This window comes from Frankia sp. BMG5.23, from assembly GCF_000685765.2.
GTDB classification, from domain to species: Bacteria; Actinomycetota; Actinomycetes; order Frankiales; family Frankiaceae; genus Frankia; species Frankia casuarinae.
Genome location: NZ_JDWE01000030.1, coordinates 16,274 through 31,374, shown reverse-complemented (window position 1 = coordinate 31,374; position 15,101 = coordinate 16,274). Strand labels below are relative to the sequence as shown.

Genomic DNA, 15,101 nt, shown 5'->3' with positions numbered 1-15,101 from the left:
GGGGGTTAGTCCAGTGGCGACGCGCCTGTTCACGTCCGAGTCCGTCACCGAGGGGCATCCGGACAAGATCGCCGATCAGATCAGCGACTCGATTCTCGATGCCATGATCAAGGATGACCCGAAGAGCCGGGTCGCCGTGGAGACGCTCATCACGACGGGTCAGGTCCACGTCGCCGGCGAGGTCACCACGAAGACCTACGTCGACATCGCCTCCGTCGTCCGCGAGCGCATCCTGGAGATCGGTTACGACTCCTCCAAGAAGGGCTTCGACGGCGCGTCCTGCGGCGTCAGCGTGTCGATCGGCGCGCAGTCCCCGGACATCGCCCAGGGCGTCGACACGGCGCACGAGACTCGCGTCGAGGGTTCCGCCGACGACGAGTTCGACCGGCAGGGCGCCGGCGACCAGGGCCTGATGTTCGGGTTCGCCTGCGACGAGACCCCCGAGCTCATGCCGCTGCCGATCGCGCTGGCGCACCGCCTCGCCAGGCGGCTGTCCGCGGTCCGCAAGGAGGGCCAGATCGGCTACCTGCGCCCGGACGGCAAGACCCAGGTGACCATCGAGTACGTCGACGGGAAGCCGGCCCGGCTCGACACGGTCGTCGTCTCCTCGCAGCACGCCGCCGACATCGACCTGGACACCCTGCTCGCGCCGGACATCGCCGAGTACGTCGTCGAGCCGGAGCTGGCCCTGCTCGAGATCGCCACCGAGGGTCGCCGGCTGCTGGTCAACCCGACCGGCCGGTTCGAGATCGGCGGCCCGATGGGTGACGCCGGCCTGACCGGCCGTAAGATCATCGTCGACACCTACGGCGGTTACGCCCGCCACGGCGGTGGTGCCTTCTCCGGCAAGGACCCATCCAAGGTCGACCGCTCCGCCGCGTACGCGATGCGCTGGGTCGCCAAGAACGTCGTCGCCGCGGGTCTCGCCAGCCGCTGCGAGGTCCAGGTGGCGTACGCGATCGGCAAGGCGCAGCCGGTCGGCCTGTTCGTGGAGACCTTCGGCACCGGAACCGTCCCGGACATCCAGATCCAGGACGCGGTGACGAGCGTGTTCGACCTCCGTCCCGCCGCGATCATCCGGGATCTGGACCTGCTGCGGCCGGTCTACGCCCAGACGGCCGCCTACGGCCACTTCGGTCGCCCCGAGCTCGATTTCACCTGGGAGTCCACCGCACGCGCCGAGGCTCTCCAGCGCGCCGTCAAGGGCTGACCCGACGCTCCTCCCTCGGCCCCCGTGGGATCTCCCCGGCCCCTCCCGGGGCCCCTGTCCCGCCGGTCGCTGTTCCGGCGAGGGAACGGGGATGGAGGATGTCGTAGGCGGCTGGTACGAATGCCGTCATGACCGAGCACCCCGGCACCCTCCCCGGCCTCAGCCCGTCAGAGGTCGGCCGGGCAGAGGTCGGCCGGGCAGAGGTCGGCCGGGCAGCGGCCGGCCGGGCAGCGGCCGGGCCGGGGGGTGCCCGGTCGGGGGTTTCGCGCTCCGCGGGTTCCGGTTCGCCGCGGCCGCTCGCCGCGCGGCTGCCGGTGGCGCGGGTTGCCGTCGACACTGCGCTCGCCCATCTCGACCGTCCCTTCGACTACCTCGTGCCGGCGGACCTGGCTGACCTGGCGGTGCCGGGATCCCGGGTCCGGGTCCGGTTCGCGGGCCGGCTGGTCGACGGGTTCGTGCTGGAGCGTCGCGAGAGTTCCGACCATTCCGGTCAGCTCGCGCCGCTGGCCCGGTCGATCTCGCCGGAGCCTGTGCTGTCCGAGCCCGTCGCGAAACTCGCCCGCGCGGTTGCCGATCGTTACGCCGGCACGCTGGCCGACGTCCTCCGGCTCGCCGTGCCTCCCCGCCACGGCCGGGCGGAGGCCGCCTCACCGAGGCCCGAGGTCGTTTCGCCGGGGCCTGCGGCTGTCTCACCGGGGCTTGAGGCCGTGCCGCCGGAACCCGGCGAGTGGGGCCGCTATCCCACGGGGCCGTCGCTGCTCACCGCCCTGGCGGCGGGCAGGTCACCAAGGGCGGTCTGGTGGGCCCCGCCCGGCCCCGCCTGGCCGGAGATGATCGCCGCCGCGGCCGCCGCCACGGCGGTGTCCGGTCGCGGCGTACTCGTCGTCGTACCCGATCATCGTGATGTCGACCGGGTCGAGGCGGCGATGGTCGCCGCGGTCGGTCGGGAGACCACCGTCGCACTGCGGGCCGATCTCGGCCCGGCCCGGCGATATCGCGCGTTCCTCGCGGTCAGCCGCGGACAGGCGCGGGCGGTGGTGGGTACCCGCGCGGCGATGTTCGCGCCCGTGGCCGAGCTTGGCCTGGTGGTGGTGTGGGATGACGGTGACGACCTGCATGCCGAGCCGTTGGCCCCGTACCCGCACGCCCGAGACGTCGCCGTCCTGCGCTCCCGGCTCCAGGGGTGCGCGCTCGTGATCGGCGGGTTCTGCCCGTCGACGGATGCCGAGGCGCTGGTGCGCACGGGGTGGGCGCACCCGGTGGTGCCGCCCCGGGAGCAGGTGCGCGCGCTGGCTCCCCGGGTCGAGGCCACCGGCTCCGACCTCGAACACGCCCGTGACCCCGCCGCCCGGGCGGCGAGGCTGCCCTCCCTCGCGGTGCGGACCGCCCGGGATGCGCTGGCGGCCGGTCTGCCGGTACTGGTCCAGGTGCCGAGGAGGGGATACCAGCCGTCACTGGCCTGCGCGGACTGCCGACGGCCCGCCCGGTGCCCGCACTGTCAGGGGCCGCTGGGCCGGGCGGCGGGCGGCGGTGCGCTCTCCTGCCGGTGGTGCGGCCGTCCGGTCGCCGCGGCGGTCTGGCACTGCCCGTCCTGTTCGGGCCCGCGGCTGCGCGCCTCGGTAACGGGAGATCGTCGCACGGCGGAGGAACTGGGGCGGGCCTTTCCGGGCGTTCCGGTCCGCACCTCCGGCCGGGGCGGGGTGCTCGCCACCGTGCCCGCAGAACCGGCCCTTGTCATCTCGACCCCGGGGGCGGAGCCCGTGGCGGACGGCGGCTACGGGGCGGTGCTGCTCCTCGACGGCTGGGCTCTGCTGGGCCGTCCCGACCTGCGCGCGGGGGAGGAGACTCTGCGCCGGTGGACCGCCGCCGCCGCGCTCGCCCGGCCCGCCGCTCGCGGGGGGCGGGTCATCGTCGCGGCCGATGCCGGACTAGGGCCGGTCCAGGCGCTCGTCCGTTGGGATCCCGGCACGTTCGTTGCCCGGGAAGCCGACGAGCGGGCGGAGCTGGGGTTCCCGCCGGCGACCCGGATGGCGTCCGTAGCGGGCACCGCCGCGGCGGTCGCGGAGCTGCTGGCCGCCGTCGAGCTTCCCGACGGCGCCGATGTGCTCGGGCCGGTACCGCTGCCCCCCGCACCGTCCGCGCGGGCCGTTCCCGACGGCGCGAACCAGGGCGATTCGTCTGCCGTGGGTGCCGGGCGGCGCGGCCCCGACGGCGCCACCTCCGGCCCCGAGGAGATCGAACGGGTCCTGATCCGGGTCCGGCGCGAGCGCGGTGCGGCCCTCGCGGCCTCGCTGCGATCCGCTCGCGGCGTCCTCGCGACCCGGCGAACCACCGGCCGGTTACGGATCCAGCTCGATCCCCTGATCCTCGGGTAGCGCCGGCATGGTCTGGTTCGCACCGCATGGCGTGGCCCCGCATACCACGGCCCGGGTACGCGTCATGGATCATGATCTTCGGCCGCGGGCCCGGTCCGGACCGCGGCCGTCCGCCACCTCCGAGCGTCGGCGGGGTACGGTCGTCGGCGGCGACAGGCCTGTGGACGTCAGCCCATACTCCCCGGCCGGAGAACGGCGGGATGCTCCCGGCCCGGTCGGACACCTCGGATCGATGACCCCCGGAGACGGTCACGGCGTCGGCAATGACGTCGCGACGGATCGGTGCTTCGCGTATGCGTCTTGTTTTCGCCGGTACCCCGGCGGTGGCTCTGCCCAGCCTGCGGGCGTTGATCGACAGCCCGCGCCATGACGTGGTCGCGGTTGTCACCCGGCCCGATCGGCCCTCCGGGCGGGGGCGGAAGGTGAAGCCGCCCCCCGTCCACGTCCTGGCCGACGAGGCCGGCATCCCGGTGCTCAGCCCGGACCGGCCCCGGGACCCGGAGTTCCTGGCCACGCTCGCTGGCCTCGCGCCCGACTGCTGCCCGGTGGTGGCCTACGGCGCGTTGCTACCGCCCGCGGCGCTCGCCATTCCCCGCCACGGTTGGGTGAACCTGCACTTCTCCCTGCTGCCGGCCTACCGCGGGGCGGCTCCGGTGCAGCGCACCCTGCTCGCCGGGGACGACCTGACCGGCGCGAGCGTCTTCCAGATCGAACCGGCGATGGACTCCGGTCCGGTCTACGGTGTCCTCACCGAGCGGGTTCGGCCGACGGACACCTCCGGTGACCTGCTGGACCGGCTCGCCGAGGCCGGCGCCGGGCTGCTGGTCGCGGTGATGGACGGCATCGCCGACGGGACGGTGCGGCCCGTGGCCCAGCCCGCCGAGGGGATCTCCTTCGCGCCGAAGCTGACCGCCGAGGAGGCCCGGATCGACTGGACGAAGCCGGCGATCGCGGTGGATCGGCTGGCGAGGGCCGCCACTCCCGCGCCGGGAGCCTGGACGACGTTTCGCGACCGGCGGCTCAAGATCGGTCCGGTGCGCCTCGGTGCGGTGTCCGGTCGGCCGGCCGGGCCGGTAGCGCTGCCCGCCGGGCTGCCGGCGGGGGGGCTGCCGGCGGGGCAGATCATGGTGCTCCCCGGCGGGGACGTGGCGGTCGGCACGGGCACGAGCCCGGTGCTCCTCGGTGAGGTGCGTCCCGAGGGGCGAGGCCCGATGGCGGCCGCGGCCTGGGCCCGCGGGGTCCGGATCGCCAAGGGGGAGACCCTCGGCGCGATCGGCGCGATGCCGGTCAGTGGAGGAACGTCGTGAGATCGGCCGGTTCGCCGGGCACCCGTGGGCCCCGGCCAGCGTCAAGCGTCGACCGGCCGCGGTTGCTGGCCTGGGAGGTGCTGCGGGCGGTGGACGAGCGCGGCTCCTACGCCAACCTGCTGCTGCCGTCCCTGTTGGCGGGCAGCGGGCTGTCCGCCCGGGACCGCGGGTTCGTCACGGAGCTCGCCTACGGCTCCCTGCGTGCGCAGGGCACCCTCGACGGGGTGCTCGACACGGCGACGAGTCGACCCGTCCACACCATCGACCCGCCGGTGCGCGACGCGCTGCGCCTGGGCGCCTACCAGCTGCTGCGGACCAGGGTCCCGGCCCACGCGGCCGTGGCCAGCACCGTCGAGCTGGTCCGCACGACGAGTGGCGAGCGCCCGGTCCGCTTCGCGAACGCCGTGCTGCGTCGGGTGGCCGCCCGGGTGGCCGAGACCGGCGGCGATCTCGCCACGATGCTGTCCGCACCGCGGTTCGACGTCGACCCTGTCGGTCACCTGGCGGTCGTGACGACGCATCCCCGCTGGATCGTCGAGGTCGTCGCGGAGGCCCTGGCCGGCGACCTCACGGCGACCCGCGCCGCGCTGGAGGCAGACGACGTCCGACCCGCGGTACACCTGGTCGCCCGTCCGGGCCGGGTCGACCGTGACCGGCTGCTCGCCGAGGCCGCGCAGGCAGGTCTGACCGCCCGAGTCGGCCCCTACTCGCCGTATGCGGTACGCCTCGACGGCGGGGACCCGGCGGGGTTGCCCGCCGTGGCCGCGGGCGCGGCCGCCGTGCAGGACGAGGGCAGCCAGCTCGTCACCCTGGCCCTGGCCCGCGCGGCGACGGTGGGCCGTGACCTCGGGCTGACCGTCGACCTGTGCGCGGGCCCCGGCGGGAAGGCGGCCCTGCTCGCCGCGCTGCTCGGCGGCTCCGCCCCATCGGACGGGCCGGGTCTGCCGGACAGGCCGGGTCCACCGGACAGGCCGGCCCTGATCGCGGTCGAGCCCCGGGCGACCCGGGCGGCCATGGTGGCCCGGTCCCTGGGCGACGCGGCGCGGGCCTGGACGGTGCGCGCCGACGGCCGGGCGGTGCCGCTGCGGCCCGATGGAGCCGACCGGGTGCTGGTCGACGTCCCCTGCACCGGCCTCGGAGCACTGCGGCGCCGGCCGGAGGCCCGGTGGCGGCGGACCTCGGCCGATGTGGCCGCGCTCGTCCCGCTCCAGCGTGCGCTGCTCGTCGCCGCGCTCGACCTGGTCCGCCCGGGCGGGGTGGTGGCGTACGCGACCTGTTCCCCGCACCCGGCCGAGACCGTCGAGGTGGTGCGTGGCGTGGCCGGACAACGCGCCGACACCTCCATCCTCGATGCCCGCCTGACCCTGCCGGAGGTCGACCGGCTCGGTGACGGCCCGTTCGTCCAGCTCTGGCCGCATCTCCATGGCACGGATGCGATGTTCGTCGCCCTGCTGCGCCGGGTCGACAGCTGAGGCGTCGGACCCGGGAGCCGATACCCTCGCGAAATGGCCACCGCGCAGATCTACCCCAGCCTGCTCGCCGCCGACTTCGGCCGGATCGCCGACGCGGCCCTGGCGGTCGAGGGGCAGGCCGACTGGCTGCACGTCGACGTGATGGACTACCACTTCGTCCCGAACCTGGCGTTCGCGCCGGACACGGTGACGGCCCTGCGCGCGGTGACGGATACTCCGCTTGACTGCCATCTCATGATCGACGATCCCGACCGCTGGGCGGCCGGGTACGCCGAGCGCGGCGCGGCGAACGTCACCATTCACGCCGAGGCCGTGTCCGACCTGCCCCGCACCACCAGGGCGATCCGGGCGGCCGGGGCCCGCACCGGCCTCGCTGTGAAGCCGAACACCCCGGTCGAGCACTATCTCGACGACCTGCACCGGTTCGACCTGCTGCTGCTGATGACCATCGAGCCGGGTTTCGGCGGTCAGACGTTCATGACCGAGGTGTTGCCGAAGATCGAGGCCGCCCGGCGCCTGCTCGACGCCCGTGGGCTGGACCTGTGGCTGCAGATCGACGGCGGGGTCAACGCCGGGACGATCGAGCGGGCCGCGGTGGCGGGTGTGGACGTGTTCGTCGCCGGCACGGCCGTCTTCGGGGCGGCCGATCCGGGCCAGGCCGTCGAGCGGCTGCGTGAGCAGGCGCTGCGGGCGGCGCCCCGGCTGTCCCCGCCCGCGCCACGCTCGGCGGTCGGGCCGGCGTGACCGCGTCCGGTGGCTTCACCGGCGTCCGGCGGCTTCATATGCCAGACTTGAGGCAGTACAACCAGCAGCACGCGCGCTCCGGGGTCGGTGAAATTCCGAACCGGCGGTGACAGTCCGCGACCCGTCCGCAGGTACTGGGACGGCTGACCCGGTGGAATTCCGGGACCGACGGTGAAAGTCCGGATGGGAGGACGCGCGCGGGCCGAGTGCCCGCGGTGGTCGTTGACCGCTCGCGGGCGCGTGTCGGCGTGAGCGTGCCGGCGTGGTCCCGCGTGGTTTTTCCTCGCCCAGGGTGCGGGTGCCCGGGAGCGAGGGGCACGGGTCGGATGTTTACCGGCATCGTTGAAGAACTTGGCGTGGTGACCGCGGTGGATGCGCGGTCGGAGTCGGCGGCACTCACCATCGCCTGTCAGACGGTTCTGGGTGATGTGAGTCACGGCGCGTCCATCGCCGTCAACGGTGTCTGTCTCACGGTGACTTCCTTCGCCCGCCCGGGGCTCGACGGGGGCGCCGAGACCGGTACGGCCGGCGGCCCACCCGGCCCACCCGGCACAACGGACGGCCCGTCGGCGTTCACTGCTGACGTGATGCGAGAGACGCTGGTGCGTTCCTCTCTTGGGAAGCTCGCCGTCGGTGACCGGGTGAATCTCGAACGTCCCGTCCGGCTGGCGGACCGGCTGGGAGGCCACCTGGTCCAGGGGCACGTCGACGGCGTCGGCACGGTCCTCGACCGGCAGCCCGGTGAGGGCTGGGAGTTCGTGCGCGTCGCGCTCCCCGAGGGGCTCGACCGCTACCTCGTGGCGAAGGGCTCGGTGACGGTGGACGGGGTGAGCCTGACCGTCGTCGACATCTCGCCGGCCGGTGGCGACTCACCGGCCACCTTCACGGTCAGCCTGATCCCCACCACGCTCGAACTGACCACGCTGGGTCGCCGTGCGCCGGGTTCCCTGGTCAACATCGAGGTCGACGTGCTGGCCAAGTACGTCGAGAAGCTGCATGCCGGCCCCATCGAACCGAACGGACGACACCGATGACGACATCCGCGGCCGGCGCCTCCTCGACGGCCACCCTTCCCGCCGGTGCCCTTCCCGCCGGCTACGCCGACGTGCGGTTCGCCGCCATCGAGGACGCGCTCGCCGAGATCGCCGCCGGCCGCCCGCTCGTCGTCGTCGACGACGCCGACCGGGAGAACGAGGGTGATCTGATCTTCGCGGCGGAGGCCGCGACACCCGAGCTGGTCGCGTTCATGACGCGGTACACCTCCGGTGTGATCTGCGTGCCGATGGACGCCGCCGACACCGACCGGCTCGAACTGGACCAGATGGTCCCGCACAACACGGAGCGGATGGGCACCGCGTTCACCATCACCGTGGACGCCCGCGACGGCGTCTCCACCGGGATCTCCGCCGCCGACCGGGCCCGCACCATCCGGTTGCTGGCCGACCCGCGGACCACGCCCGGCGACCTGAGCCGGCCGGGCCACATCTTCCCGCTGCGGGCCAAGGACGGCGGGGTGCTGCGCCGCCCCGGCCACACCGAGGCCGCGGTCGACCTGGCCCGGCTCGCCGGGCTGCGGCCGGCCGGTGCGATCTGCGAGATCGTGAACGACGACGGGACGATGGCCCGGCTTCCCCGGCTCGCCGAGTTCGCCCGCGAGCACGGGCTGCTGCTGATCTCCATCGCCGATCTCATCGCTTACCGTCGGCGGACCGAGAAGCAGGTGGTGCGGGTCGCGGAGGCGTCGCTTCCGACGCGTTACGGGGCGTTCCGGGCGGTCGGGTTCCGCAACATCCTCGACGGCGTCGAACACATCGCGCTGATCCGCGGCGAGCTCGGTGACGGCGCGGACGTGCTGGTCCGGGTGCACAGCGAATGCCTCACCGGGGACGTCTTCGGCTCCCGGCGCTGCGACTGCGGAACCCAGCTCGACGCGGCACTGCGCATAATCGCGACCGAGGGACGCGGAGTGGTGCTCTACATGCGGGGCCACGAGGGCCGGGGCATCGGCCTGATGCACAAGCTGCGGGCCTACCAGCTGCAGGACGCCGGCCACGACACCGTCGACGCCAACCTCGCGCTGGGTCTGCCGGCCGACGCCCGTGACTACGGCACCGGGGCCCAGATCCTGGTCGACCTCGGCGTGCGCGGCATCCGGCTGCTGTCCAACAATCCGACGAAGCGGGCCGGGCTGGAGGGCTACGGCCTGCGCATCGTCGAACTCATCGGGATGCCGGTCACCCAGACGCCGGAGAACCTGCGCTACCTGACCACCAAGCGGGACCGGATGGGACACGTCATTCCCGGTCTGCCCAGCATTCCCGGTCCGCCCGGCCTTCCGGGTCCGCCCGGCCTTCCGGGTCCACCCGGCCTGTCCGATCTGCCTAGGGCCGTGGGCGAGGACGAGCCGGCCGGCTCGCGCTGGATCCCGGGGGCGCCGAGGGCGCCGAGGGTACCCGTCACCTCCGGCTGCACGGCCGTCGCGGGCCCGGGTACGTCCGCCGGGGTCGACTGTGCCGAGGGGGAGGGTCTGTGAGCGGCCTCGGGGCTCCCGCGGAGGTGCTTCCGCCCGTCGCGGGCATGCGGTTGGCGGTGGTCGCCACCCGGTGGCACGCCGAGATCACCGATGCGCTGCTCGCTGGCGCGCTGCGCGCCGCGAAGGACGCGGGCCTCGCGGCGGCACCCGCCGTCGTGCGGGTCTCCGGTGCGGTCGAGCTTCCCGTGATCGCCGCCGCGTTGGCTGCGCGGCATGACGCCGTCGTCGCCCTCGGTGTCGTCATCCGGGGCGGCACCCCCCACTTCGACTACGTCTGTCAGTTCGTCACCGCGGGGCTCGCCCGCGTCACCCTCGACGCCCGCGTCCCCGTCGGCTTCGGCGTGCTCACCTGCGACACCGTCGAGCAGGCCCGGGACCGCGCCGGGCTGCCCGGGTCCAGCGAGGACAAGGGCCGGGAGGCGACCCTGGCCGCGCTGGACACCGCCGCGGTGCTGCGCGATCTGGAACTCGCCGGCTGAGCTCCCACGCCGTCACCGACCGAAACGTTCCGCATCAGGAGTTCACACACACGGTGCGAGGCCGATCCGTCCGCGTGACATGCTCTCGGTATGGTGTTGCCGTCACATGGCGATTCGAAGTGGATCGGGTGTGCCGGTCGTGTGTTCGCTGCTCGTGGCTCTGATTCCGGCTGTCCCGATCAGTCCGGTGCTCTTGTCGGGACGGCCGGTTACACGAGACTGTGGTCTCACGTCGTATCGGTGCCCTTGCGCTCTGGCGTCATACTTCGCGGTGGGATCGGCGGAGGTCCCGTCGGCCGGCACACATGGGGGCGGGGGTGGCGCGGATGGTAAGTCACGGTGGGAGTTGGAACGGTGACGAGGCGTCGGCGTCGACCGGCCCGGTCGGGGGGAATCCGGAGGCCGGGGAACGGGTCGCGGCCGGCCCCGGCCGGCGGGATCCCGACGCGACCGAACCGGGTGGTGGCGGGGACGCGCGCCCCATCTCGCTGCTTGGCCTACGACTGACCGAGCCTCAGGCGCCCCATAACGCGCTGGTTACCCGTCGTCCCGCCCGATCACGTCCGGGCGGGACCCGTTCGGAGCCCGCTACCGGTCGGACAGGGGGCCCCTCCGGGGGGCGCGGGAGCACGGCAGCCCCGCCGCCCACCCCCGTGCCACCGGCCCCGCCGCCCGCGCCACTGCTCCCGCCGGGCCGGAGCGCGCCCCCCGTGGGCCTTCCATTGACCGCGCCGCCCGGCCCGAGCTCCGCCTGGCCCGGTGCCTCGCTCACCGTGTCCGGCGGAGCGGGGTGGACGCCCGACCTCGCCGCCGCGACGTCGGCGGCCGGGCCGCCGGACCCGGACCCGACCGGTCCGGATCCGTACCCGGTGGACCCGTACCCGACGCCACCGGATCCACCGCCCGGTGCGCCGCCGCCCCCGGCGGTTTCCCCACCGCTCCCGGCCGTCCCGCCGCCCGGGGAGACCTGGGAGAACATCGCGGTGCTGGTCCCCGCGGCCGGGCAGCCGGTGAACCTCCCGGATGGAACGCCGGTCGTCCCCGTTTCCCGGGCCGCCACCGCGCCGCCCCCCGACGGCTCGCCCGGTGCCGGGCCCGTATCCGGGCGGCTTCCCCCGTCCGCGGCGGCTGACCCGGGTTGGCCGGTGCCGGAGGCGTGGCCCGACGCCGACTCCTTGGGCGGACCCACGGTCGGCCGACAGGCGGTCGAAACGCCTGGTCTGGAGCCAGCCTGGTCCATCCCGGTCCCCGCGAACCTGCCGGCGCGGCGGTCCGGCTTGGCCCCTTCCCTGCCCGTCCGGGCGGCGGTGGCCGCGGTGACGCCGTCCGGTGGTCGGGCGGTGGTCCCGGCCGTCGCGGGAACGGGCGGTTCGTCGGTCGCGCGGGCGCGGGCCGGTGGGCGGCGGGTGCTGGTTGGGGGATTCGGTGGCGGAGGCGGCCGGACGACGGTCGCCGCGGGTCTGGGACTGGCGATCGCGGAGCACCACGGTCATCGGGTGATGGCCGTGGACGCATCCCCGGACCAGTCCGGGCTGCTTGCGCACCGGGTCGGCCTCATGTCACCGGGCGTGGGGTTGCGGGAGCTGGCCACGGCGCGGCCACCGGTGTCCTCGTTGGAGGACGTGCGCCGGTTTGTCGCCTCCGACGGCTCCGGTGGCCTGGAGGTGCTGGCCGGACTGCGTGATCTTACCGGGCCGGGGTTGCTTCCCGAGGAGCTGGCGTGGGCACTCGACCTGCTCGGACACTGGTATCCGGTCGTCGTCGCGGACGCCCCACCGGGGTGGAGCCAGCCGGTGCCGGCCACCCTGCTGGCGCGGGCGGACCTCGTCGTGTTGACGATCCGGGCCGGCGAGACGGAGATCGCCGGTGCGGACGACGCGTTGAGCGCGTTGACCGCGGCCGGTCGGCCAGATCTCGCTGCCACCGTCATCGTGGCCGTCGTCGAGACGTATCCCTCCCGGTTGAGCCGCGGGGCGCGGCTGCGTCTCGAACATCTCGAGGACCGGGCCTACATGACGGTGCCGGTGCCGTTCGACGCGGCGCTCGCCGACAGCCGTCCGATCAGCTGGTACCGCCTGCGTCGCCGGACCAGGTTTGCCTTCCAGCGTCTCGCCGGGGCGGTCGCCACCGCCCCGCTTCCCGGGTCGCAACCGGCCACCGTGCTGGCCCGGCCCGCCATCGCAGCCCCCGGTCGGGGCCCTCAACCATGGCCCGGGCCCGTCCGGGCCATGGTGAACGCCACGGACCCGATCCGGTACCGGCCCGCCGCGCCGCCTGGGCCCTAGGCTGGCGAGAATGGCACGCGATCTGCTGACTCCGTCTGGTCAGGGCGATGACGGCCGCGCCGACGAGTCGCTCACCCGAGCGCTCGCCGCCAACCCGGTCGACCCCGCCGTTCTGACCGCCGCGCTGCGCCAGGCCCGGGTCTTCGTCGGAGTCGAGGCTCGGCTCACCGCCGCCGACGCCGTCACCGGTGCGGACAAGACCAGCGAGATGGCGCTGACGACCCTGCGCACCCCGTCCGGCGCGACCGCGCTACCGATCTTCTCCAGCGTCAGCGCGCTCACCGCCTGGCGCTCCTCGGCCCGGCCGGTTCCGGTCGCCGCGGTGGACGCCTGCACGGAGGCGGTCCGGCTGGGGCTCGGAGCGGTGGTGATCGACGTGGCCGGTCCGCGCTCGGCCAGTCTGGACGTCGGCCCGGGCGGTCCCGCGCCGGTGCCCGGCGGATCCGGCTCCGACGCGCCGTCCGGAACCCTCGACACGCCGCGCGTGACCGAAGCCGCGGACCTCGACAAGCTGAGGGTGACCGCCCTGCGCCGTCCGTCCGATCCGGATGGTCCGTTATCCCGGCGGCGGGTTCGGGAGGCGTTGCGGACCGTGACTGAGCGGGTCGAGGTGTGGCCGGCGGAACTGCTCCTCCCGGGTGCCGGCGCCCCACGCCCGGTGCTCGCCGTCGCGGTACGTCAGGGCGGAGATGCGGACGCGCGGTCCGGGGAGTTGCTTGCCCGGCGGTTGTCCCGGCTGCTCGCCACCGATCCGGCCCCGGCCCCGGCCCCGGCCCCGGCGCAGGCGCGGGAGCAGGAGCGGGCCTCGGGCCCGGCCGTGCTGCTCGTGAGCGCGCGGGAGGCCGAGGCGGTGCGCCGCCATCTGGGGCGGGGCCTGCGCCCGACGCGCCGATGGCCGGTGCGGTTCGCGAGGTGAGCGCAGCCGGCCCTTTCGGAGCGCCCGGACGATGATGTGATCGTCGTGTCGCCCGGTCTGGTGCTACGCTGGGCCGCAGACCGCCTGCCGGCTGGTTTTGTTCCGTCCGCTGGCGTTGCCGTTTCCAGGCAGCCAGGGCACGGCGCGGAGCCTGATCGGCAGGACCAAGCGGGGGTTCGCCCTCCACCCGATGTCAGCACTGATGTCGCCACCCCGGGACGTCAGCAGGTCCTCAGGCCGGAGTTCCGGCTGGGGGCCGCGGTGGCCGGGTCGCCGGTCGGCCGAGCCGTTTCCGCGGTCGTCGGCCGGGAGCCTGGTGTACCAGGCTCGGTGCTCCGCTGCGGTGAGGTCATGCCCGCGCGTCGAGCAACGGAGGAAACACATCAGCACAGAGTCCCGTATCAACGACCGGATTCGCGTCCCCGAGGTTCGCCTCGTCGGCGCGGAGGGTGAGCAGATCGGCATCGTCTCGATCGGTGAGGCCATGCGTATGGCGCAGGAGGTCGATCTCGACCTCGTCGAGGTCGCGCCGACCGCTCGTCCCCCGGTCTGCAAGCTGATGGACTACGGAAAGTTCAAGTACGAGTCCGACCAGAAGCGTCGGGAGGCTCGGAAGAACCAGGTCCAGACCGTCATCAAGGAAATGAAGCTGCGGCCGAAGATCGATCCGCACGACTACGAGACCAAGAAGGGTCACGTCGTGCGTTTCCTGCGGGCCGGCGACAAGGTCAAGATTACGATCATGTTCCGCGGTCGGGAGCAGTCCCGGCCCGAGCTCGGCATCCGCCTGCTCCAACGGCTGTCCGCCGACGTGGCCGACCTTGGTTATGTCGAGGCTCAGCCCAAGCAGGACGGCCGGAACATGACCATGGTCATGGCCCCGCACAAGGGCTCGAAGCCGCAGCGGGTGCCGGAACCGGCCGGCCACGTCTGACTCGAGGGCGGGCAGTCCGCGCGGTGGCGCCGCCACCGGTTCCGGATCTCGCCACGCCGGTTGTTCGATCACCCACGTAACCCGTCAGGATGTCAACATGCCCAAACAGAAGTCCCACAGCGGTGCGAGCAAGCGGTTCCGGGTCACCGGCTCCGGCAAGGTGCTGCGCCAGCGGGCCAACCGCCGCCACTACCTGGAGCACAAGACCAGCCGCCTCACCCGCAGACTGGATGGCGTGGTGCCGTTGACGAAGGCGGACAACCGACGCGTCAAGCGCCTGCTCGCCCGCTGACCGTGGCCCGCTGACGACTCCGGCCCCGACTGCGGCGGGCCCGCCGGTCGCGGTCGGCCCGCCGTTGGCGGCCGACTCCGGCCCGGGCCGCCGGACGCACCCGAACGAAGGAGACAGGTGCCCTCATGGCACGCGTGAAGCGGGCGGTCAACGCCCAGAAGAAGCGCCGTACGGTCCTCGAGCAGGCCAGCGGCTACCGGGGCCAGCGCTCGCGGCTCTACCGCAAGGCCAAGGAGCAGATGCTCCACTCGATGACCTACTCCTACCGGGACCGCCGCGCGCGCAAGGGCGACTTCCGGCAGCTGTGGATCACTCGGATCAACGCGGCGGCGCGGGCGAACGGTCTGACCTACAACCGCTTCGTGCAGGGTCTGAAGCTGTCCGGCGTCGAAGTCGACCGCAAGATCCTGGCCGACCTCGCGGTCAACGACGCGGTCGCGTTCACCGCCCTGGTCGAGGTGGCACGGGCCGCGCTGGCGGCGGCGCCGGAGCCCACCGCCGCCTGAGCCCGTCGCGACGTCGGCCCGTGCCCGCCTCCCGCGTGTCCTCCACGA

13 protein-coding genes and 1 riboswitch are annotated in these 15,101 nt (G+C 73.9%); all 13 genes read left to right on the top strand.

Annotated elements, in window-relative coordinates; genetic code table 11:
- Window positions 1-13: 13 nt before the first annotated feature.
- Window positions 14-1,210 carry a methionine adenosyltransferase gene (gene metK / locus BMG523DRAFT_RS14305; protein ID WP_011437577.1) on the top strand — a complete coding sequence of 399 codons (1,197 nt, stop codon included), beginning with the start codon at window positions 14-16 and terminating at the stop codon, window positions 1,208-1,210.
- A 128-nt stretch (window positions 1,211-1,338) separates the two neighbouring features.
- Entirely contained in the window at window positions 1,339-3,585 is a 2,247-nt protein-coding gene (locus tag BMG523DRAFT_RS14300) for a primosomal protein N' (protein WP_023841499.1), read from the top strand.
- A gap of 293 nt (window positions 3,586-3,878) precedes the next feature.
- Window positions 3,879-4,892 (top strand): methionyl-tRNA formyltransferase, encoded by a 1,014-nt coding sequence (gene fmt, locus BMG523DRAFT_RS14295; RefSeq protein ID WP_011437575.1) that lies wholly within the window; start codon window positions 3,879-3,881, stop codon window positions 4,890-4,892.
- Complete coding sequence (locus BMG523DRAFT_RS14290) at window positions 4,889-6,364, top strand: RsmB/NOP family class I SAM-dependent RNA methyltransferase (protein ID WP_011437574.1); 1,476 nt, start codon at window positions 4,889-4,891, stop codon at window positions 6,362-6,364. Before fmt ends, BMG523DRAFT_RS14290 begins: the two co-directional genes overlap by 4 nt.
- A 33-nt stretch (window positions 6,365-6,397) precedes the next feature.
- Complete coding sequence (rpe, locus tag BMG523DRAFT_RS14285) at window positions 6,398-7,108, top strand: ribulose-phosphate 3-epimerase (RefSeq protein ID WP_011437573.1); 711 nt, start codon at window positions 6,398-6,400, stop codon at window positions 7,106-7,108.
- Window positions 7,109-7,177: 69 nt separating this feature from the next.
- Window positions 7,178-7,307, top strand: a riboswitch (FMN riboswitch).
- Window positions 7,308-7,434: 127 nt separating this feature from the next.
- Window positions 7,435-8,142 carry a riboflavin synthase gene (locus BMG523DRAFT_RS14280; RefSeq protein ID WP_023841500.1) on the top strand — a complete coding sequence of 236 codons (708 nt, stop codon included), beginning with the start codon at window positions 7,435-7,437 and terminating at the stop codon, window positions 8,140-8,142.
- The gene (locus tag BMG523DRAFT_RS14275) at window positions 8,139-9,641 is read left to right on the top strand and encodes a bifunctional 3,4-dihydroxy-2-butanone-4-phosphate synthase/GTP cyclohydrolase II (protein ID WP_043591383.1); all 1,503 of its coding nucleotides are present in this window, start codon (window positions 8,139-8,141) and stop codon (window positions 9,639-9,641) included. Before BMG523DRAFT_RS14280 ends, BMG523DRAFT_RS14275 begins: the two co-directional genes overlap by 4 nt.
- A complete protein-coding gene (gene ribH, locus BMG523DRAFT_RS14270; protein ID WP_011437570.1) occupies window positions 9,638-10,120 on the top strand; it encodes a 6,7-dimethyl-8-ribityllumazine synthase in 483 nt (160 codons plus the stop codon). Before BMG523DRAFT_RS14275 ends, ribH begins: the two co-directional genes overlap by 4 nt.
- A gap of 710 nt (window positions 10,121-10,830) precedes the next feature.
- On the top strand, window positions 10,831-12,405 hold the full coding sequence (locus tag BMG523DRAFT_RS24595; protein ID WP_023841501.1) for an ATPase involved in chromosome partitioning: 1,575 nt from the start codon (window positions 10,831-10,833) through the stop codon (window positions 12,403-12,405).
- 10 nt (window positions 12,406-12,415) lie between these two features.
- Window positions 12,416-13,321, top strand: coding sequence for an SseB family protein (locus BMG523DRAFT_RS14260; RefSeq protein ID WP_043591382.1), 906 nt, complete (start codon window positions 12,416-12,418; stop codon window positions 13,319-13,321).
- Between the two features lie 343 nt (window positions 13,322-13,664).
- A complete protein-coding gene (infC, locus tag BMG523DRAFT_RS14250) occupies window positions 13,665-14,255 on the top strand; it encodes a translation initiation factor IF-3 (RefSeq protein WP_070982428.1) in 591 nt (196 codons plus the stop codon).
- A gap of 97 nt (window positions 14,256-14,352) precedes the next feature.
- Window positions 14,353-14,547: a 50S ribosomal protein L35 gene (rpmI, locus tag BMG523DRAFT_RS14245; RefSeq protein WP_011437566.1), complete on the top strand. Its 195-nt coding sequence runs from the start codon at window positions 14,353-14,355 to the stop codon at window positions 14,545-14,547.
- A gap of 125 nt (window positions 14,548-14,672) precedes the next feature.
- Window positions 14,673-15,053 (top strand): 50S ribosomal protein L20, encoded by a 381-nt coding sequence (gene rplT / locus BMG523DRAFT_RS14240; RefSeq protein ID WP_011437565.1) that lies wholly within the window; start codon window positions 14,673-14,675, stop codon window positions 15,051-15,053.
- Window positions 15,054-15,101: the final 48 nt, after the last annotated feature.

Bases quoted from the DNA above. Each gene is read 5' to 3' on its own strand.
- BMG523DRAFT_RS14300 (WP_023841499.1), top strand. From the start codon at position 1,339: ATGACCGAGCACCCCGGCACCCTCCCCGGCCTCAGCCCGTCAGAGGTC.
- BMG523DRAFT_RS14260 (WP_043591382.1), top strand. From the start codon at position 12,416: ATGGCACGCGATCTGCTGACTCCGTCTGGTCAGGGCGATGACGGCCGC.
- BMG523DRAFT_RS14275 (WP_043591383.1), top strand. From the start codon at position 8,139: ATGACGACATCCGCGGCCGGCGCCTCCTCGACGGCCACCCTTCCCGCC.
- rpe (WP_011437573.1), top strand. From the start codon at position 6,398: ATGGCCACCGCGCAGATCTACCCCAGCCTGCTCGCCGCCGACTTCGGC.
- rplT (WP_011437565.1), top strand. From the start codon at position 14,673: ATGGCACGCGTGAAGCGGGCGGTCAACGCCCAGAAGAAGCGCCGTACG.
- rpmI (WP_011437566.1), top strand. From the start codon at position 14,353: ATGCCCAAACAGAAGTCCCACAGCGGTGCGAGCAAGCGGTTCCGGGTC.
- BMG523DRAFT_RS14280 (WP_023841500.1), top strand. From the start codon at position 7,435: ATGTTTACCGGCATCGTTGAAGAACTTGGCGTGGTGACCGCGGTGGAT.
- fmt (WP_011437575.1), top strand. From the start codon at position 3,879: ATGCGTCTTGTTTTCGCCGGTACCCCGGCGGTGGCTCTGCCCAGCCTG.